General features: G+C 50.1%; 7 protein-coding genes. All 7 read left to right on the top strand.

Annotation, left to right across the window (positions count from 1 at the left end; all coding sequences use genetic code 11):
* Positions 1 to 123 precede the first annotated feature (123 nt).
* The 7 genes from O3276_RS03060 to O3276_RS03030 all read left to right on the top strand — a co-directional run bounded on the left by O3276_RS03060 (position 124) and on the right by O3276_RS03030 (position 22,269).
* Entirely contained in the window at positions 124 to 3,012 is a 2,889-nt protein-coding gene (locus O3276_RS03060) for an RAP domain-containing protein (protein ID WP_269674321.1), read from the top strand.
* Positions 3,013 to 3,093: 81 nt separating this feature from the next.
* Positions 3,094 to 4,776: a hypothetical protein gene (locus tag O3276_RS03055; protein ID WP_269674320.1), complete on the top strand. Its 1,683-nt coding sequence runs from the start codon at positions 3,094 to 3,096 to the stop codon at positions 4,774 to 4,776.
* A gap of 324 nt (positions 4,777 to 5,100) precedes the next feature.
* A complete protein-coding gene (locus O3276_RS03050) occupies positions 5,101 to 8,253 on the top strand; it encodes an RAP domain-containing protein (protein ID WP_269674319.1) in 3,153 nt (1,050 codons plus the stop codon).
* A gap of 232 nt (positions 8,254 to 8,485) precedes the next feature.
* Positions 8,486 to 12,310 carry an RAP domain-containing protein gene (locus tag O3276_RS03045; protein WP_269674318.1) on the top strand — a complete coding sequence of 1,275 codons (3,825 nt, stop codon included), beginning with the start codon at positions 8,486 to 8,488 and terminating at the stop codon, positions 12,308 to 12,310.
* Between the two features lie 286 nt (positions 12,311 to 12,596).
* Positions 12,597 to 15,995, top strand: a complete 3,399-nt coding sequence (locus O3276_RS03040) for a DUF1601 domain-containing protein (RefSeq protein ID WP_269674317.1) — start codon at positions 12,597 to 12,599, stop codon at positions 15,993 to 15,995.
* 274 nt (positions 15,996 to 16,269) lie between these two features.
* Positions 16,270 to 19,122 (top strand): RAP domain-containing protein, encoded by a 2,853-nt coding sequence (locus O3276_RS03035; RefSeq protein WP_269674316.1) that lies wholly within the window; start codon positions 16,270 to 16,272, stop codon positions 19,120 to 19,122.
* A gap of 150 nt (positions 19,123 to 19,272) precedes the next feature.
* Positions 19,273 to 22,269, top strand: a complete 2,997-nt coding sequence (locus O3276_RS03030) for a DUF1601 domain-containing protein (RefSeq protein ID WP_269674315.1) — start codon at positions 19,273 to 19,275, stop codon at positions 22,267 to 22,269.
* Positions 22,270 to 22,404: the final 135 nt, after the last annotated feature.

Raw genomic sequence — 22,404 nt, 5'->3', positions numbered from 1 at the left:
AAAAGGTAATAACCTCTTCCCTTTCATTATGATTCCTGAACCATGTTCACATTCCAGCAAAATGAACTTCTGAACAGAATCGCAGTCTGCTTTTTATATTCCATGAATTAATGAAATATAATTATGGATAGAGGCACTGCAGGTATCAGTGGCAAATACGCAAGGTCAGGTAATGATTATCACCAACCGGATAACCATGCCGCTTCTTCAAGGCATGGGCAATACAGACAGGGTACAGTCAGACGACGGGATCATTCCTCCCGCACTACTCCGGGGCGTAACGAATCTTACCATTCTTATGGCGCACGCTCTTCCCAATATTTACAGTGCCGTTCAGTACACCCTGCTCCAGATTTTAATGCCCTCATTAAACAGGAAATAATGGATGAACTGCTGAAAAAATCGGATCGTTTCGGTTATCGCTATGATGGCAGGAATCACGGGCAATATGCCAGTTCCATTAAAAAATACGCATTAGCGGTTAAACGACCGTTAAATCGAACTGAACAAAGCCAGCTGCTACGTTTGCTGCAACACTTTACCGCAGCACGCAGCTGGAATTGGCTAAGCCTGTCGACAACACTTCATTCATTGACTTCAGCAGGTGTTTTTACCACTTATAGACCCATGGATGAGCGCGTCAGGCTTACTCAAGCGAACGTATTGTCAACGCTATTTGATGCAATAATATTCAAGTGCCATCAAACATCTGAAGTCAGGTATATTGATACTCAGGGAATTGCCAACCTGCTGTGGGCCATGGCGAAAATGGTGGACTTGGGGCAGGATCAGACACCAGAGCTGAAACAGGCCGTGGCCACGCTATTGGCCCTTGTAAACGCCTGGAAAACCAATTTTAATCCACAGGAAATCGCCAATCTGCTGTGGGCCATGGCGAAACTGGCGGACAAAGGACAGAAGCAGACACCAGGACTCAAAGAAGCCCTGGCTACCCTGTTGCCCCATGTAAACGCACAGAAGGCTAACTTTAAACCACAGGAAATCGCCAACATACTCTGGGCCATGGCCAAACTGGTGGACAGCGGCCAACAGCAGACACCAGCGTTGAAACAGGCTTTAGCTGCGCTGTTACCCCACATAAATGCATCGAAAGTTAACTTCAAGCCACGGGAAATCGCCATCCTGCTGTGGGCCATGGCGAAACTGGTGGACAACGGGCATAAGCAGACACCGGAACTCAACGAGGCCTTGTCTGTGCTGCTGCCTCATGTGAACGCACTGAAAGACCAATTTGATGCTCAGGGTATCGCCAACCTGGTGTGGGCCATGGCGAAACTGGTGGACAACGGGCAGGTATGGACACCAGAACTCGAAGAGGCTCTGGCCGCGCTATTGCCCCACGTGAACGCGCGCAAAGCTAACTTTACTCAACAGGAAATCGCCAATCTGCTGTGGGCCATGGCAAAACTGGTGAACAACGGACTGAAGCAGACGCCAGAGTTCAAAATGACCGTGGTCGCGCTGCTGCCCCTCGTGAGCGCACATAAAGACCAATTTATTCCTCAACATATCGCCAACCTGCTGTGGGCCATAGCGAAACTGGTGGACAATGAGCAGGAGCGAACACCAGCCCTCAATAAGGCCGTGGTCGTGCTGTTGCCCCACGTGAGCGCACAGAGAGACCAATTTATTCCTCAGCATATCGTCAATCTGCTTTGGGCCATGGCGAAATTGGTAGACAACGAACAGGAGCATACACCGGGGCCTGAAGAGGCTGTGGTCGCGCTGTTGCCCCTCGTGATCGCACAGAAAGCTAACTTTAAACCTCAGGAAATTACCAACCTGATGTGGTCCATTGCCAAACTGGTAGACAACGGGCAGAAGCGGACACCAGAACTCAACAAGGCTGTGGCTGCGCTGCTGCCCCGCGTGAACGTACAGAAAGACTATTTTACTGCCCATAGTATCGCCAACCTGCTGTGGGCCCTGGCGAAACTGGTGGACAACGGGCAGGATATGACCTCAGGGCTAAAAGACGCCGTAGCCGCGCTGTTGCCCCACGTCAACGCACAGAAAGCTAATTTTAAACCACAGGGTATCGCCAACCTGTTGTGGGCCTTGGCGAAGCTGGTGGATAACGGACAGGAGCGATCACCAGAGTTCAATGAGGGCGTAGCCGCGTTGTTGCCCCTCGTGAACGCACAAAAAGCTAACTTTAACCCCCAGGCTATTGCCAACCTGCTGTGGGCCATGGCAAAACTGGTGGAAAACGGGCAGGAGCAGACACCAGAGTTCAACAAGGCCGTGGCCGCTCTGTTACTCCTCGTGAACGCACAGAAAGACCAATTTACTCCTCAGCATATCGCCATCCTGCTGTGGGCCGTGGCGAAACTGGGTCAGTTCGTTGAGCTGAACGTGGCTATGGCCACGTTTGAGCCCCTTGTCCACCGAATCAGTAAAAACCCTCATGTCTCTCTCAAGGCAATATTGATGTCTCTCTGGGGAGTAATGGTATGCTGTGCCAGGTTGTTTCTGGTCTCTAATGCCAGTAAAAAAAATGTGTTTGAGAAGCACATGGATGAACTGTTTACTCGCCTGAAACATACATTCCCGGACAATGATGAGGATAAACGCGTCATTGCCATGGCCGCAAGTTGGCTCGGGAGACCCTGTCCGGTTACCCCCCATTACCGGATAATCGTTTCAAAACCTCAAACCGGCTTCCGCGAACAACTCCAATCACGCATTCCCTCTTTGAAGATTGAAGAAGAAAAGTGTCTGAACTCATTGCCTCCGGTTGACCTGCTACTGCCGGATTACAACATGGTTATTGAAATTCAGGGACCAACTCATTACGTGGGTGGTGATTTCAACACCAGGAATGGTTCGACTCTGCTTAAAATCGCCCTGCTGCAAAAATCAGGATTTGAGGTCATTGAAATCCCGGTTAACCAGCTTTGGAACCTGGATTCAATGAAACTGTGGATTGATCACATAAAGACCAGGGCAGACCTCCGGGCACAAGGGCATCGTTCTGTATCAATTACTTAACCCGGATATTTTATCAGTATGAACTTCTGAACCGAGCAATAGTCTGCTTTTTATATTTCCATGAATTAATGAAATGTAATTATGGATAGAAGCTCTGCCGGTATCAGTGGTCAATACGCCAGATCAGATAATGATTTCTACCAACCAAATGACTATGCCACATCTTCAGGGCGTGGACGATTTCGACATAGCACAGTCAGACAATGGGATAATCCTCCCCGCGCCGCCCCTGGACGCAATGAATTTTACCCTTCTTCTGCCGCATACTCTTCTCAATATCTGCAACGCCGTTCAGTAAACCCTGCTCAAGATTTTAATGCTCTCACCAAACAGGAAAAAATGGATGACCTGGTGAGTCAATCGGAGCGTGTCGGTCATCGCTATAATGGGAAAAATCACGGGCAATATGCCAGTTCAATAAAAAAATACACGTCAGCTGCCAAAAGACCGTTAAATCGAGCTGAACAAAGCCAGCTGCTGCGTTTACTGCAAAATTTCACAGCAACACGGAGCTGGAGTTGGCGAAGCCTGACAACAACATTTCACGCATTTACTTCAGCGGGTGTTTTTACTCCTCATAAACCCATGGATCAGCGTGTTCAGCGTACACAAGCTGTCTTATTGTCAACATTACAGGATGCAATAATATTCAAATGCAACCAAAAAGCTGAAGCACGGGATATTGATGTCCGGGGAATCGCCAACCTGCTGTGGGCCATGGCGAAACTGGTGGACAACGGCCAGAAGTTGACACCAGAGCTCAAAGAGACTGTGGCTGCACTGTTGCCCCACGTGAACGCACTGAAAGACCAATTTATACCTCAGAATACCGCCAACCTGCTGTGGGCCATGGCGAAGCTGGTGGACAACGGCCAGGAACGGACACCAGGCTTCAAAGAGACCGTGGCCGCGCTGTTACCCAACGTGAACGTACAAAAAGCTGACTTTAAACCCCAGGGCATCGCCAACCTCCTGTGGGCCATGGCGAAACTGGTGGACAATGGGCAGGAGCAGACACCAGACCTCAACAAGGCCGTAGCCACGCTGTTACCTCACGTGAACGCAAAGAAAGGCCAATTTAATGTCCGGGATATTGCCAACTTGCTATGGGCCATGGCGAAACTGATGTACAACGGGCAGAAGCAGACACCAGAGCTCAATGAAGCCATGGCTGCGTTGTTGCCCCACGTGAACGAACAGATAGACCAATTTATTCCTAAACATATCGCCAACCTGCTGTGGGCCATGGCGAAAATGGGTGAACTCGTTGAGCTGAACATGTTTACCTCTACGTTCGAATCGCTTGTCTGCAAAATCAGTGAAAACCCTCAGCTCTCTCAGCAAGACATATTTATGTCTCTCTGGGGGGTAATGGTCTGCTGTGCCAGGTTGACTCTGGTCTCCGATCCCAATAAAAATAATGCGCTTGAAAAGCACATGGATGCCCTTTTTACTCGCCTGGAAAATACATATCCAGACAATCACGAAGATCAATCCATGATTGCCATGGCCGCATGTTGGCTTGGCAAAACGTGTCCGGTCATCCCCCATTACCAGACTTCCATGTCAAAACGTCAATCTGACTTTCGCGATCAACTGCAAGCACGCATTCCCTCTTTGCAGATTGAAGAAGAAAAGAGTCTGAACTCACTGCCTCCGGTTGACCTGCTGCTGCCAGAACACAACATGGTGATTGAAGTTCAGGGACCTTCTCACTACGTGGGGGGGGGATTTCAACACCAGGAATGGTTCGACTCTGCTTAAAATCGCCCTGCTGCAAAAATCAGGATTTGAGGTCATTGAAATCCCGGTTAACCAGCTTGGGAACCGGGGTTTCATGAAACAATGCTTTGATCAAATAATCACCAGGGTAAACATCCCACTACAGGGAGATGGCTCAGTATCACTTATTTAAGAGCGGGGTAAAGATGAGCTATGTATAACTGTCGATAAAGGATGGCAACACTGTCACTTAACCGCCGAAAAACATTAAGCAGAGCAACCAGGCAAACCAAAAAGTAAAAAATGAACTTCTGAACCGAACAGCAGTCTGTTTTTTATATTTCCATGAATTAATGAAATGTAATTATGGATAGAAGCTCTGCTGGTATCAGTGGTCAATACGCAAGATCCGATAAAAATTACAATCAGCCGAATGACCATGCTGCTTCTTCGAGGCATGGGCGATATAGACATGCCACAGTCAGACAATGGGATAATCCCCCCCGCTCTACCACAGGGCGTAATGAATTTTACCGTTCTACCGGCACATACTCTTCTCAATATCTACAGTTCCGTTCAGTAAACACTGCCCAGGATTTTAATGCGCTCTTCAAACAAGAAATAATGGCTGGCCTGGCGAGTAAATCTGACCGTTTCGGTCATTCCTATGATGGGAGAAATCACAGTCAATATGCCAGTTCAATTAAAAAATACACGTCGGCTGTTAAAAGACCATTAAATCAGGAAGAACAAGGGCAGCTGTTACGTTTTCTGCAAAATTTTACAGCAACACGAAGTTGGAGTTGGCGAAGCCTGTCAACAACACTGCATTCATTTACATCAGCGGGTGTTTTTACCCCTCATAAACCCATTGATGGGCGTGTTAAGCTTACCCAAGCTGCCTTATTGTCAACACTACTTGATGCAATAGTATTCAAGTGCCATCAAAAACCTGAAGCCAGGGATATTGATGCTCAGGGAATCGCCAACCTGGTGTGGGCCATGGCAAAACTGGTAAGCAATGGGCAAGAGTGGACATCAGGGCTCAAAAAGGCCCTGGCTGCGCTGTTGCCCCACGTGAACGCACAGAAAAACCGATTTATTCCTCAGCATATCGTCAACCTGCTGTGGGCCATGGCGAAACTGGTGGACAACGGACAGAAGCGGACAGCAGAGCTCAAAGAGACCGTGGTCGCGCTGTTGCCCCAAGTGAACGCACAGAAAGACCAATTTAATGCTCAGGGTATCGCCAACCTGCTGTGGGCCATGGCGAAACTGGTGGACAACGGACAGAAGCGGACACCAGGGCTCAAACAGGCTGTGGCCGCGCTGTTGCCCCAAGTGAACGCACAGAAGGACCAATTTAATGCTCAGGGCACTGCCAACCTGCTGTGGGCCATAGCGAAACTGGTAGACAACGGGCAGGAGCGGACGCCAGAGCTTAACGAGGCTGTGGCCGAGCTATTGCCCCACATGAACTCACAGAAAGACCAATTTATTCCTCAGCATATCGCCAACCTGCTTTGGGCGCTGGCGAAATTGGTGGACAATCGGCAGGAGCGAACACCAGAACTCGAAAAGGCCCCGGCTGCGCTTTTACCCCGCGTGAACGCACAGAAAGACCAATTTAATGCCCAGGCTATCGCCAACCTGCTGTGGGCTATGGCGAAACTGGTGGACAACGGGCAGGAGCAGACACCAGAGTTCAAAGAGGCTGTGGCGGTGCTGTTACCCCGCATGAACGCACAGAAAGACCAATTTTCCTCTCAGCATATCGCCAACCTGCTGTGGGCCATGGCGAAACTGGTGGACAACGGGCAGGAGTGGACACTCGAGCTTAACAAAGCTGTGGCAGAGCTATTGCACCAAGTTAATGCACAGAAAGACCAATTTATTCCTCTGCATATCGTCAACCTGCTGTGGGCCGCGGCAAAACTGGTTGACAACGGCCTGGTGCAGACACCAGAGCTCAAAGAGGCCATGGCCGCGCTGTTGCCCCTCGTGAACGCACAGAAAACTAAATTTAAACCACAGGGTATCGCCAACCTGCTGTGGGCCATGGCGAAACTGGTGGACAACGGGCAGGAGCCAACACCAGAGCTCAAAAGGGCCCTGGCCGCGCTGTTGCCCCTGGTGAATGCACAGTTTAAACCACAGGGTATCGCCAACCTGCTGTGGGCCATGGCGAAACTGGTGGACAAAGGGCTGGAGCGGACACCAGGTCTTAACGAAGCCGTGGCCGTGCTGTTGCCCCAAGTGAACGCACAGAAAGACCAGTTTATTCCTCAGCATATCGCCAACCTGCTGTGGGCCATGGCGAAACTGGTGGACAAAGGGCTGAAGAAAACACCAGAGCTCAAAGATGCTGTGGCTGCGCTGTTGCCCCACGTAAATGCACAGAAAGACCAATTTAATCCCCAGCATATCACCAACCTGCTGTGGGCCATGGCCAAACTGGTGGACAACAGGTACGAGCAGACACCGGAGCTCAACGAAGCGATGACTACGCTGTTGACCTGCGTAAACGGACAGAAAGACCAGTTTAATGCCCTGGCTATTACCAACCTGCTTTGGGCCATGGCGAAACTGGTGGACAACGGGCAGGAGCCAACACCAGGGCTCAACGAGGCTGTGGTCGCGCTGTTGCCCCTCGTGAACGCACAGAAAGACCAATTTAATGCCCAGGGTATTGCCAACCTGCTGTGGGCCACGGCCAAACTCGGTGAATTCGTTGAACTGAACGTGGCTACCTCTGCGTTCGAATCGCTTGTCTATCGAATCAGTAAGAACCTTCAGTTTTCTCAGGAAGAGATATCGATGTCTCTCTGGGGAGTCATGGTATGCTGTGCCAGGTTGGCTCTAGACTCCAATGCCAATAAAAATAACGTGTTTGAAAAGCACATGGATGACCTGTTGACTCGCCTGGAAAATACCTCGCCAGATAATGAAGAGGATCTATCCATCATGATCATGGCAGCAAGTTGGCTTGGCAGAGCCTGTCCGGTCGTCCGCCATTACCAGAAAGCCATTTCAAAAGCCCAAGCCTACTTCCGCTATCAACTCCAATCATGCATGCCATCTTTGAGGATTGAAGAAGAAAAGAGTCTGAACTCATTACCGCCGGTTGACCTGCTACTGCCAGATCACAAGATGGTTATTGAAGTTCAGGGACCTTCTCATTATGTAAGGGGTGATTTCAACACCAGGAAAGGTTCGACTCTGCTGAAAATCGCACTGCTGCAAAAAGCAGGATTTGAGGTCATTGAAATCCCGGTTAACCAGCTTTGTAACCAGGATTCAATAAAACAATATATTGATCACATAAAGACCAGAGTAGACACCCCGCCAAGGGGGCATGGCTCTGGATCACTTAAAAGAGCTTGGGCAGATGAGACATACGTGACCGCCGATAAAAGATGGCAGCCCGCAGATCACTGTGACTTGACCGCCGAAAAACATTTAGAAGAGCAAGCATGCAATCCCAAAAGTAGAAAAAGGAAGAGAACAAACAGCCAGTAATCTTCTCCTCATGACTCAAGAGCCGTTTTCACATTTCAGGAAAGGAATGCCGGTGTGGAACCCATGTGTTCTATCAATCTCCCTCCGGATGATTTGAAAATGACGGATTGCTGACATCAGGAGTAGTTGTGCTTTCTCAACCGGTTACGTCTATCGCTATTTCAGCAAAATGAACTTCTGAACAGAACAGCAGTCTGTTTTTTATATTTTCATGAATTGATGAAATGTAGTTATGGATAGAAGCTCTGCTGGTATCAGTGGTAAATACGCAAGATCCGATAACGATTACAACCAGCCGAATGAGCATCCCGGATATTCAAGGCATGGGCGATATAGAGATGCCACAGTCAGACAATGGCATAATCCCCCACGCACCACCCCGAGGCGCAATGGATTTTACCATTCTTCTGGTGCATACACTTCTCAATATCTACAGAGCCGTTCAGTAAGCACTGCTCAAGATTTTAATGCTCTAATCAAACAGGAAATAATGGATGGTTTGCTGAGTAGATCGGCTCGTTTCGGTCATCGCTATGATGGGAGAAATCACGGTCTATATGCCAATTCAGTCAAACAATACACGTCAGCTGCTAAAAGACCGTTAAACCAGGCGGAACAAAGCCAGCTGACACGTTTTCTGGAAAATTTTACCGCAGCACGGAGCTGGAATTGGCGAAGCCTGACAACAACACTTCATGCATTTACTTCAGCGGGTGTTTTTACCCCTCATAGCCCCATGGATGAGGGTGTTAAGCATACTCAAGCTACCTTACTGTCAACGCTACTGGATGCAATAATATTTAACAGCAACCAAAGACTTAAAGACAGTAATATTGATGCCTGGGGAATCGCCAACCAGCTGTGGGCCATGGCAAAACTGGTGGACAACGGGCACGAGCAGATACCAGGGCTCAAAGAGGCCGTGACTGCGCTGTTACCCCACGTAAGCGCACAAAAATCTAACTTTATACCACAGGGAATCGCCAACGTGCTGTGGGCCTTGGCCAAACTGGTGGACAACGGCCAGGAGCAGACACCAAGGCTCAAAGAGGCCGTGGCTGCGCTGTTACCCAACGTAAATGCACAGAAAGCTAATTTTAATCCACAGGGAATCGCCAACCTGCTGTGGGCCATGGCGAAACTGGTGGATAACGGGCATGAACAGACACCGGGGCTTAAAAAGGCTGTAGCCGCGTTGTTGCCCATCGTACGCGAACAGAAAGACCAGTTTAATGTCCTGGGAATCATCAACCTGCTATGGGCCATGGCGAAACTGGTGGATAACGGGCATGAACAGACACCGGGGCTTAAAAAGGCTGTAGCCGCGTTGTTGCCCATCGTACGCGAACAGAAAGACCAGTTTAATGTCCTGGGAATCATCAACCTGCTATGGGCCATGGCGAAACTGGTGGACAACGGGCTGGAGCAGACAACCGATCTCAGCGAGGCCGTAGCAGCGCTATTGCCCCGCGTGAACGCACAGAAAACTAACGTTAAACCACAGGGTATTGCCAACCTGCTGTGGGCCATGGCAAAACTGGTGGACAACGGGCAGAAGCTGACACCCGAGTTCAATGAGGCCGTGGCCGCACTGTTGCCCCACGTGAACCCACAGAAAGACCAATTTGATTCTCAGCATATCGCCAGCCTGCTGTGGGCCATGGCAAAACTGGTGGATAACGGGCATGAACAGACACCGGAGCTTAAACAGGCTGTGGCCGCGCTGTTGCCCCACGTGAACGCACATAAAAACCAATTTAATGCCCAGGGAATCGCCAACTTGCTGTGGGCCGTGGCGAAACTGGTGGACAACGGGCAGGAGCAGACACCGGGGCTCATAGAGGCCGTGGCCGCGCTGTTGCACCAAGTGAACGCACAGAAAGACCAATTTACTCCTCAGCATATCGCCAACCTGCTGTGGGCCATGGCGAAACTGGTGGACAACGGGCAGGAGCAGATGCCAGAGTTCGAAAGTACTGTGGTCGGTCTGCTGCCTTATGTGAACGCAAGGAAAGACCAATTTAGACCTCAGCAAATCGTCAACCTGCTGTGGGCCATGGCGAAACTGGTGGACAACGGGCAGGAGCAGACACCAGGGCTTAAAAAAGCTGTGGCCGCGCTGTTACCCCGCATCAACGCACAGACAGAGCAATTTAATGCCCAGGGAATCTCCAACCTGCTGTGGGCCATGGCGAAACTGGTGGACAACGGGCAGGAACGGACACCAGAGATCAAAGGGACCCTGGGTGCCCTGTTACACCACGTGAACGCACAGAAATACCAGTTTATTCCTCAGCATATCGCCATCCTGTTGTGGGCCATGGCGAAACTGGTGGACAACGGCCAGGAGCAGACACCAGAGTTCAACGTGGCTGTGGCCCGAATGTTGTCCCACGTGAACGTAACCAGAGACCAATTTATTCCTCAGCAAATTGCCAACCTGCTGTGGGCCACGGCGAAACTGGTGGACAACGGCCATGAACAGACACCAGGGCTTAAAACAGCTGTGGCCGTACTGTTACCCCACGTGAACGCACAGGCAGACCAATTTACTGCCCAGGGAATCACCAACCTGCTGTGGGCCATGGCGAAACTGGTGGACAACGGCCGGGAACAGACACCAGGGCTTAAAACAGCTGTGGCCGCACTGTTGCCCCACGTGAACGCACAGAAAAACCAATTCAATGCCCAGGATATTACCAACCTGCTCTGGGCCATAGCGAAACTGGTGGACAATGGACAGGAGCAGGCATCAGGGCTCAACGAGGCCATGGCCACGCTGTTACCCCTCGTAAAACTACTGAGAGACCAATTTATTCCTCAGCATATTGCCAACCTGCTGTGGGCCATGGCAAAACTGGTGGACAACGGCCTGGAGCCGACACCAGAGTTCATCGAGGCCGTGGCCCTGCTGTTGCCCCACGTGAACACAATGAATGACCAATTTAATCCTCAGCAAATCGCCAACCTGCTGTGGGCCATGGCGAAACTGGTGGACAACGACCAGCAACAGACATCAGGGCTTAAAAAAGTTGTGGCCACGCTGTTGCCCCACGTGCACGAAAATAAAGCCAACTTTACACCAAAGGCAATCACCAACCTGCTGTGGGCCATGGCGAAACTGGTGGAAAACGGAGAGTGGACACCAGGGCTTAAAGAAGCTGTGGCCGCGCTGCTGCCCTGCGTGAACCCACAGAAAGACCAATTTGACCCTCAGCAAATCGCCAACCTGCTGTGGGCCATGGCGAAGCTGGGTGAACTCGTTGAGCTGCACGTGGTTACCTCTATATTCGAATCGTTGCTCCGCCGATTCAGCGACACCCCTCAGCTCTCTCAGCAAGATATAGTGATGTCTCTCTGGGGAGTATTGGTATGTTGTGCCAGGTTGTCTCTGGCCCCCAATGCCATTAAAAATAGCGTGCTTGAAAAGCACATGGATGACCTGTCAACTCACCTGGAAAATAAAAATACATCCCCGGACAATCAAAAGAATCAACAAATCATTACCATGGCTGCCATTTGGTTGGGGAGAGCGTGTCCGATCATCCCCCATTACCGGACAACTATTTCAAAACCTCAAGCCGACTTACGCGATCAACTCCAATCACGCATGCCCTCTTTGAAGATTGAACAGGAAAAGAGCCTGAACTCATTGCCTCCCGTTGACCTGCTACTGCCAGATCACAACATGGTGATTGAAATTCAGGGACCGTCTCATTACGTAAGTAATAATTTTAAAATCAGGAATGGTTCGACTCTGCTTAAAAAAGCACTGCTGCAAAAATCAGGATTTGAGGTCATTGAAATCCCGGTAAACAAACTTTGGAGCCAGAATTCAATAAAACAATGCGTTGATCAAATAAAGGCCAGGGTGGACATCCCGCCACAGGGTTATGGCTGTATATCACCTGACATCGGATCGATAGAGGAGACAAACGTTACCGCCGATAAAAAGTGGCAATCTTCAGGTCATTCTTACTTAGCCGCCGAAGAAAATTCAGAAAAGCACACAGACAAACCAAAAAAAAGAAAAAGGAAGAGAAAAAAAAACCAATAACCGCTTCCCCTTCATCATGACTCCAGAACCGTTTTCACATTCCGGAGAAGGAGAGTTTCCAGCATTTCGACCGTATCCGCAGGTGCCCCCGGGCAGATTGATCATCGGTTGTAACTGATTGTCTCGCCCCGGATAATTTGAAAATAGCGGACAAGTGAGTTTCTTCAACCACTGACGTTTATAGACCATTTCAGCAAAATGAACTTCTGAACAGGACAGCAGTCTGTTTTTTATATTTTCATGAATTGATGGAATATAATTATGCATAAAACCTCTGCTGGTATCAGTGGTCAATACAAAAGATCCGATAAAGATTACCACCAGCCGGATGGCCAAGCTACTTCTTCAAGGCACGTACAATATAGACACAATACTGTCAGAAAATGGGAAAATCCCCCCCCGCACTCCCCGGGGGCGTAAGGAATGTTACCACTCTTCTGGCGTATGCCCTTCTCAACATCTACAGAACCGTTCAGTAAATCCTGCTCGAGATTTTAACGCCCTCATTAAACAGGAAATAATGGATGATCTGGTGAATAAATCCTATCGTTTAGGTCATCGCTATGATGGGAGGCATCACAGTCTGTATGCCAGTTCAATTAAACAATACACGTCAGCTGCTAAAAGACCGTTAAATCAAACGGAACAAGACCAGCTGATACGTTTGCTGCAAAATTTTACCGTAACACGGAGTTGGGGTTGGCGAAGCCTGTCAACAACACTTCATGCCTTGGCTTCAGCGGGTGTTTTTACCCCTCATAGACCCATGGATGAGCGTGTTAAGCACACCCAAGCGGCCTTATTGTCATTGCTACTGGATACCATAATATTCAAGTGCAACCGAAAATCTGAAGCATGGGATATTGATGCCCGGGGAATCGCCAACCTGCTCTGGGCCATTGGGAAACTTGTGGACAACGGGCAACAGAGAACAGTAGAACTCGACGAGGCCGTGGCCGCGCTTTTGCCCCACGTAAACGCACAAAAATCTAACTTTTCACCACAGGGAATCGTCAATCAGCTGTGGGCCGTGGCGAAACTGGTGGACAACGGGCAAGAACAGATACCATGGCTCCAAGAGGCTATGGCCGCGCTGTTACCCCAAGTGAACGTACTAACAGCTGACTTTAAACCCCAGGAAATCGCCAATCTGATGTGGGCCATGGCGAAACTGGTGGACAACGGGCAACAGAGAACAGCAGAACTCGACGAGGCCGTGGCCGCGCTTTTGCCCCACGTGAACGCCAGGAAAGACCAACTTATTCCTCAGCATACCGCTAACCTGCTGTGGGCCATGGCGAAACTGGTGGACAACGGGCAGAAGTGGGTACCAGGGCTCCATGAGTCTGTGGCCGTGTTGTTGCCCCAGGTAAACGTACAGAAAGATCAATTTATTCCTCAGGGCATTGCCAACCTGCTGTGGGCCATGGCGAAACTGGTGGACAACGGGCAACAGAGAACAGCAGAGCTCGACGAGGCCGTGGCCGCGCTTTTGCCCCACGTGAACGCCAGGAAAGACCAACTTATTCCTCAGCATACCGCTAACCTGCTGTGGGCCATGGCGAAACTGGTGGACAACGGTCAGAAGTGGGTACCAGGGCTCAAAGAGGCTGTGGCCGTGTTGTTGCCCCACGTAAACGTACAGAAAGACCAATTTATTCCTCAGGGCATTGCCAACCTGCTGTGGGCCATGGCGAAACTGCTGGACAACGGGCAGGAGCACACACCAGGGCTCAACCAGGCCGTGGCCGCGCTCTTGCCCCACGTGAACGCACAGAAAGACCAATTTAATGCCCAGGACATCGCCAACCTGGTGTGGGCCATGGCGAAACTGGTGGACATCGGGCAGCAGCGGACACCGGATATCAACGAGGCCGTGGTCGCGCTTTTGCCCCATGTGAACGCACAGAAATACCAATTTATTCCTCAGCATATCGCCAACCTTCTGTGGGCCGTGGCGAAACTGGTGGACTACGGGCAGGAGCGGACACCAGAGCTAAACGAGGCCGTGGCCACGCTGTTGCCCCACGTGAATGCCAAGAAAGACCAATTTAATCCTCAGCATATCGCCAACCTGCTGTGGGCCGTGGCGAAACTGGTGGACAACGGGCAAGAGCGAACACCAGAACTCGAAGAGGCCGTGGCCGCACTTTTGCCCTGCGTGAACGCAGAGAAAGACCAATTTAATGCCCAGGCTATCGCCAGCCTGCTGTGGGCTATGGCGAAACTGGTAGACAACGGGCAGAAGCAGACACCAGAGTTCAACGAGGCCGTGACCGGGCTTTTGCCCTGCGTGAACGCACAGAAAGACCAATTTAATGCCCAGGCGATCACCAACCTGCTCTGGGCCATGGCGAAACTGGTGGACAACAGGCAGGAGTGGATACCAGGGCTCAGCGAGGCCGTGGCCGCACTGTTACCCCACATAAACGCACAGAAGGACCAATTTAATGCTCAGGGTATCGCTAATCTGCTGTGGGCCATGGCGAAACTGGTAGACAACGGCCAGGTGCAGACACCAGAGTTCAACGAGGCTTTGGTCCGGCTGTGGCCCTACGTGAACACAAAGAAAGAGCAATTTATTCCTCAGCAAATCGCCAACCTGCTGTGGGCCATGGCGAAACTGGTGGACAACGGCCTGCAACAGACACCAGTACTTAAAAAAGCTGTAGCCGCGCTGTTGCCCCACGTGCACGCAAATAAAGCCAACTTTTCACCACAGGCAATTGCCAACCTGCTGTGGGCCATGACGAAACTGGTAGACAACAGAGAGTGGACACCAGGGCTTAAAGAAGCCGTGTCTGCGCTGCTGCCCTGCGTAAACCCACAGAAAGACCAATTTGATCCTCAGCAAGTCGCCAACCTGCTGTGGGCCATGGCAAAGCTGGGTGAACTTGTTGAGCTGCACGTGGTTACCTCTACGTTCGAATCGTTCCTCTGCCGATTCAGTGACAACCCTCAGCTCTCTCAACAATTTATATTGATGTGTCTCTGGGGAGTAATGGTATGTTGTGCCAGGTTGTCTCTGGCCCCCAATGCCATTAAAAATAACGTGCTTGAAAAGCACATGGATGACCTGTTGACTCGCCTGGAAAATACATCCCCGGACAATGATAAGGATCAACGCACCATTGCTATGGCCGCCACTTGGCTTGGGAGAGCGTGTCCGATCGTTCCCTGTTACCAGACAACCATTTCAAAATATCAAGCCGACTTCCGCGCACAACTCCAATCATGCATGCCCTCTTTGAAGATTGAAGAAGAAAAGTGTCTGAACTCATTGCCTCCCGTTGACCTGCTACTGCCAGATCACAATATGGTGATTGAAATTCAGGGGCCGTATCATTACGTCAGTAATGATTTCAAAATCAGGAATGGTTCAACTCTGCTGAAAAAAGCACTGCTGAAAAAATCAGGATTTGAGGTCATTGAAATCCCGGTTAACCAGCTTTGCAGCCAGAATTCAATGAAACTATGCATTAATCAAATAAAGGCCAGGGTGGACATCCCGCCACAGGGTCATGGCTCTGTACCACCTGACATCGGATCGGTAGAGGAGACAGACGTTAGCGCCGATAAAAAGTGGCAATCTTCAAATCATTGTTACCTGGCCGCCGAAGAACATTCAGAAAAGCAAACAGACAAACCAAGAAACAGAAAAAGGAAAAGAAAAAAAAGGCACTAACCGCTTCCCTTTCATCATAAGTAGTTGGCCAAATGGAATCGTATATTTCTGGCTAAGTGGACAGTTACTATGCAAGGCACAACGCAGGGAGCATAGCCGTAGCTATGTGACCGGAGTTGTAACGCCGCAGAGTGACTGTCCACTTAGTCAGAAAATATGATTTCATTTGGTTAACTACTTAACTCCAGAACCGTGTTCACATTCCAGCAAAATGAACTTCTGAACAAAACAGCAGTCTGTTGTTTATATTTTCATGACTTAATGAAATATAATTATGCATAGAACCCCTGCTGGTATCAGTGGTAAATGCGCAAAATCCGATAAAGATTACCACCAGCCGCATGACCATGGCGCATCTTCAAAGCGTGGGCGATATAGACATGCCACAGTCAGACAATGGGAGAATCCCCCCTGCACTACCCGGGGGCGTGATGAATTCTACCATTCTTCTGGTACATACACTTCTCAATATCTACAGAGCCGTTCAGTAAACCCGGTTCAGGATTTCAGTGCTCTCATCAAACAGGAAATAATGGATGGTTTGCTGAGTAAATCGGATTATTTCGGTTATCGCTATGATGGGAGAAATCACGGTCTGTATGCCAATTCAATTAAACGATACACATCAGCTGCCCAAAGACGGTTGAATCGAGCGGAACAAAGCCAACTGATGCATTTTCTGCAAAATTTTACCGTAACACGGCGTTGGGGCTGGCGAAGCCTTACGACCACACTTCATGCATTGACTTCAGCGGGTGTTTTTACCCCTTATAAACCCGTGGATGAGCGTGTCAGGCACACTCAGGTTGTCTTATTGTCAACGCTACTTGATGCAATCATATTCAAGTGCAACCAACAACCTCAAGCCCGGGACATTGATGCCCGGGGAATCGCCAACCAGCTGTGGGCAATGGCGAAACTGGTAGACAACGGGCAGGAGCAGACACCAGAATTCAAAGAGGCCGTGGCCGCGCTGTTGCCCCACGTGCAAGTACAGATGGACCAATTTATTCCTCAGGGCATTGCCATCCTGCTGTGGGCCATGGCGAAACTGGTGGACTACGGGCAGGAGCAGACACCAGAATTCAAAAAGACCGTGGCCGCGCTGTTGCCCCACGTGAACGCACAGAAGGACCAGTTTAAAGCTCAAGACATTGTCAACCTGCTGTGGGCCATGGCGAAACTGGTAGACCACGGGCAGGAGCGAGCACCGGGGCTCAACAAGGCCGTGGCCGCGTTATTGCCCCTTGTGCACGAACAGAAAGACCAACTTAGTACTCAGGGAATCGCCAACCTGTTATGGGCCATGGCGAAACTGGTGGACAACGGGCAGGAGCGAACACCAGGATTCAACAAGGCCGTGGCCGCGCTGTTGCCCCACGTGATTACCCAGAAAGTTCAATTTAATGCCCATGATATTGCCAGCCTGCTTTGGACCATGGCGAAACTGGTGGACAACGGGCATGAACGAACACCAGGGCTTAAAAAGGCTGTGGCCGCGCTGTTGCCCCAAGTGAGCACGCAGAAAAACCAATTTAATGCCCAGGGAATCGCCAATGTGCTGTGGGCCATGGCGAAACTGATGGACAACGTGCAGGAGCAAACACCAGGGCTCATAAAGGCCGTGACTGCGCTGTTGCCCCAAGTGAACGTACTGACAGCTAACTTTAACCCCCAGGAGATCACCAACCTGCTATGGGCCATGGCGAAACTGGTGGACTACGGGCAGGAGCGGACACCCGGGCTACATGGGGCCGTGGCTGCGCTGTTACCCCGCGTGAACGCACAACAAGCTCACTTTAAACCAAAGGAAATCGCCAACCTGCTGTGGGCCATGGCGAAACTGGTGGACTACGGGCAGGAGCAGACACCAGAGTTCAAAGAGACCGTGGCCGCGCTGTTGCCCCACGTGAACGCAAAGAAGGACCAATTTAAAGCTCAGGGCAATGTCAACCTGCTGTGGGCCATGGCGAAACTGGTGGACAATGGGATGGAACGAACACAAGAACTCATGGAGACCGTGGCCGAACTGTTACCCCACGTGAACAAACAGAAAGACCAATTTATTCCTCAGCATATTGCCAACCTGCTGTGGGCCATAGCAAAACTGGTGGACAACGGGCAGGAGTGGACACCAGAGCTCAAAGAGCCCGTGCCAGCGCTTTTGCACCACGTGAACGCACAGAAAAACCAGCTTAATAGCCAGGATGTCTCTAACCTACTTTGGGCCATGGCAAAGCTGGTGGACAACGGAGAGTGGTTGCCAGAGCTTATAGAAGCTATGTTCGCAGTGTTGCCCCACGTGATCCCACAGAAACTCCAATTTAATCCTCAGCATATCGCCAACATTCTGTGGGCCATGGCGAAACTGGGTGAACTCGTTGAGTTACACGTGCTTAACTCTACGTTCGAATCGCTTGTCTGCCGATTAAGTGACAACCTTCAGCCCTCTCAGCAAGATATATTTATGTCTCTCTGGGGCGTAATGGTATGTTGTGCCAGGTTGTCTCTGGCCCCCAATGCCATTAAAAATAACGTGCTTGAAAAGCACATGGTTGACCTGTTGACTCGCCTGGAAAATACATCCCCGGACAATGAAAAGGATCAACGCACCATTGCCATGGCCGCCAGTTGGCTTGGGAGAGCGTGTCCGATCGTTCCCTGTTACCAGACAACCATTTCAAAACATCAAGCCGACTTTCGCGCACAACTCCAATCATGCATGCCATCTTTGAAGATTGAAGAAGAAAAGTGTCTGAACTCATTGCCTCCTGTTGACCTGCTACTGCCAGATCACAATATGGTGATTGAAATTCAGGGGCCGTATCATTACCTGAGTAATGATTTTACAATCAGGAATGGTTCGACTCTGCTTAAAATTGCACTGCTGAAAAAATCAGGATTTGAGGTCATTGAAATCCCGGTTAACCAGCTTTATAGCCAGAATTCAATGCAACTATACATTGATCAAATAAAGACCAGAGTGGATATCCCACCACAGGGTCATGGCTGTGTATCACCTGACATCGGATCGGTAGAGGAGACAAACGTTACCGCCGAAAAACATGCAGAAAAGCACACAGACAAACCAAAAAACAGAAAAAGGAAAAGAAAAAAAAGGCACTAACCCGGATAATTTGACAATAGCGGGTTGGTGGTGTCAGGAGTAGATGAGGTTCTTCAACCACTGACGTTTATAGGCCATTTCAACAAAATGAACTTCTGAACAGAACAGCAGTCAGCTTTTTATATTTTCATGAATTGATGAAATATAATTATGCATAGACCCCCTGCTGGCATCAGTGGACAATACGCAAGGCCCGGTAATGATTACCACCACCCGGAAAACCGTACCGCTTGTTCAAGGCCCGGACGATATAGACATGCCACAGTCAGACAATGGGATAATCCGCCCCGCATTACCCCCGGACGTCATGAAATTTATCATTCTACTGGCGCATCTTCTTCTCAGTATCTACTGTACCGCTCAGTAAACCCTGCTCAGGATTTTAATGCCCTCATTAAACAGGAAGTAATGGATGATCTGGTGATTAAATCAAATCGTTTCGGACTTCACTACGATGGGAGACATCACGGGAAATATGCCAGTTTAATTAAAAAATACTCGTTAGCTGCTAAAAGACCGTTAAATCGGGCTGAACAAAGCCAGCTGATTCATTTGCTGCAAAATTTTACCGCAACACGGAGTTGGAATTGGCGAAGCCTGACGACAACACTTCATTCATTGACTTCAGCGGGTGTTTTTACCCCTCATCACCCCATGGATGAGCGTGTCAAGCTTACTCAAGCAGCCTTATTATCAACGATACTTGATGCAATAATATTCAAGTGCAGCAAAAAATCTCGAGCCGGGGATATTGCAGCCCAGGAAATCACCAACATGCTCTGGGCCATGGCAAAACTGGTGGCCAACGGGCAGGAGCGAACACCAGAACTCAATAAAGCCGTGGCGGCGCTGTTGCCCCACTTACCCGCAGAGCAAGCTAACTTTATACCACAGGAACTCACCAACCTGCTGTGGGCCATGGCCAAACTGGTGGACAGCGGGCAAGCGTGGACGCCAGAGTTCAACGGCGCCGTGGCTGCGCTGTTGCCTCATGTGAACGTACAGAAAGCTAACTTTAAACCACAGGAAATCACTAACCTGCTGTGGGCTATGGCGAAACTGCTGGATAACAAGCCAGAGCAGACACCAAGATTCAACGAGGCCGTGGCCGCACTGTTGTCCCACGGAAACCTGCAGACAGCTAACTTTAAGCCACAGGAAATCGTCAACCTGCTGTGGGCCACAGCGAAACTGGTGGACAACGGGGAGTGGACACCAGAGCTTACAGAAGCGGTGGCCATGCTGTTGCCCCACGTGAAAAGACAGAAAGACCAATTTCTTCCTCAGGGAATCGCCAACCTGCTGTGGGCCATAGCGAAACTGGTTGAAAACGGGCAGAAGCAGACACCAGAGCTCAACGAGGCCGTGGCTGTGCTGTTACCCCACGTGAACGCACAGAAAGCTAACTTTAAACCACAGGAAATCGCCAACCTGCTGTGGGCCATGGCGAAACTGGTACACAATGGTCAGGAGCAGACACCCGAGCTCAACGAGGCCGTGACCGCGCTGTTGTCCCACGTGAACATGGAGAAAGCTAACTTTAAACCACAGGAAATCGCCAACCTGCTGTGGGCCATGGCGAAACTGGTGGACAACGGGCAGCAGCAGACACCAGAGCTCAAAGAGGCCGTGCCCGCGCTGTTGCCTCATGTAATCGCACAGAAAGCTGACTTTAAACCACAGGAAATCTCCAGCCTGCTGTGCGCCATGGCGAAACTGGGGGACAACGGGCAGGAAGGGATACCGGGGCTCAACGAAACTGTGGCCACGCTGTGGCCCCAAGTGAAAGCACAGAAACACCAATTTAATGCCCAGAATATCGCCAACCTGCTGTGGGCCATGGCGAAAGTGACGGACAACGGGCAGGAGCCGACACCAGAGTTCAACCAGGCTCTGGGCGCGCTGTTGCCCCTTTTGCTGGCACAGGAAGCTGACTTTAAACCAATGGAAGTCTCCAACCTGCTGTGGGCCATGGCAAAACTGGTGGACAGCGGGCAGGATCGGACATCCGGGTTCAAAGAAGCCGTGGCCGCCCTGTTGCCCCACATAAAAGCACAGAAAGGCCAATTTTTTCCTCAGCAAATCGCTATCCTGCTGTGGGCCATGGCGAAACTGGTGAACAACGGGCAGAAGCAGACCCCAGCGTTGAAAGAGGCCGTGGTTGCGCTGTTGTCCCTCGTGAACGCACAGAAAGGCCAATTTAATGCCCAGCATATTGCCAACCTGTTGTGGGCCATGGCGAAACTGGTGGATAACGGGCAGGAGTGGACACCGGAGCTCGAAGAGACCGTGGCCGCGCTGTTGCCCCACGTGAACGCACAGAAAAGCCAGTTTAGTACCCAGGGTATCACCAGCCTGCTTTGGGCCATGGTGAAACTGATGGACAGCGGACTGGAGCAAACATCAGAGCTGAAAGAGGCCCTGGCCTCGCTGTTACCCCATGTGAACGCCCGAAAAGACCAATTTAATGCCCAGGGTATCGCCAACCTGTTGTGGGCCATAGCCAGACTGGGTGAGTTCATTGAGCTGAACGTGGTTAGATTTATGTTCGAATCGCTTGTTTACCGAATCAATGAAAACCCTCAGTTCTCTCAACAAGAGATATTGATGTCTCTTTGGGGGATAATGGTGTGCTGTGCCAGGTTGTCTCTGGTCCCCAATGCCAATAAGAATAACGTGCTTGAAAAGCAAATGGATGACCTGTTTACTCGACTGGAAAATTCCTCCTCAGGCAATAACGAGGAACAACACATCATTGCCATGGCCGCAAGCTGGCTGGGTAGAGCCTGTCCGGTGGTCCCCAATTACCGGACAAGTATTTCAAAACTTCAAGCCGACTTTCGCAATCAACTCCAATTATGCATGCCATCTTTGAAGATTGAAGAGGAAAAGAGTCTGAACTCATTATCGCCGGTTGATCTGCTACTGCCAGATCACAACATTGTTATTGAAATTCAGGGACCGTCTCATTACGTGGGTGGTGATTTCAAAACCAGGAAGGGTTCGACTCTGCTGAAAATCGCATTGCTGAAAAAATCAGGATTTGAGGTCATTGAAGTTCCGACTAACACGCTTTGTAACCGGGATTTATTAAAGCCCTGCATTGATCAAATAAAGACCAGGGTCAACATCTTGTTACAGAGGTAAGTAGTTCCAAATAGAATCGTTACTCAACCGTCAAACAACATTCAGAAGAGCAAACAGACAAACCAGAATACAGACACTGTTTGTCTCGCTCCGAATGATTTTCAAGTAGATGGATTGAACTAATGACCAGTACTT

The organism is Endozoicomonas sp. GU-1, assembly GCF_027366395.1.
Classification (GTDB): domain Bacteria; phylum Pseudomonadota; class Gammaproteobacteria; order Pseudomonadales; family Endozoicomonadaceae; genus Endozoicomonas.
Note: the sequence above shows the minus strand (reverse complement) of the source record. Positions and strands in the feature narration are given on the sequence as shown.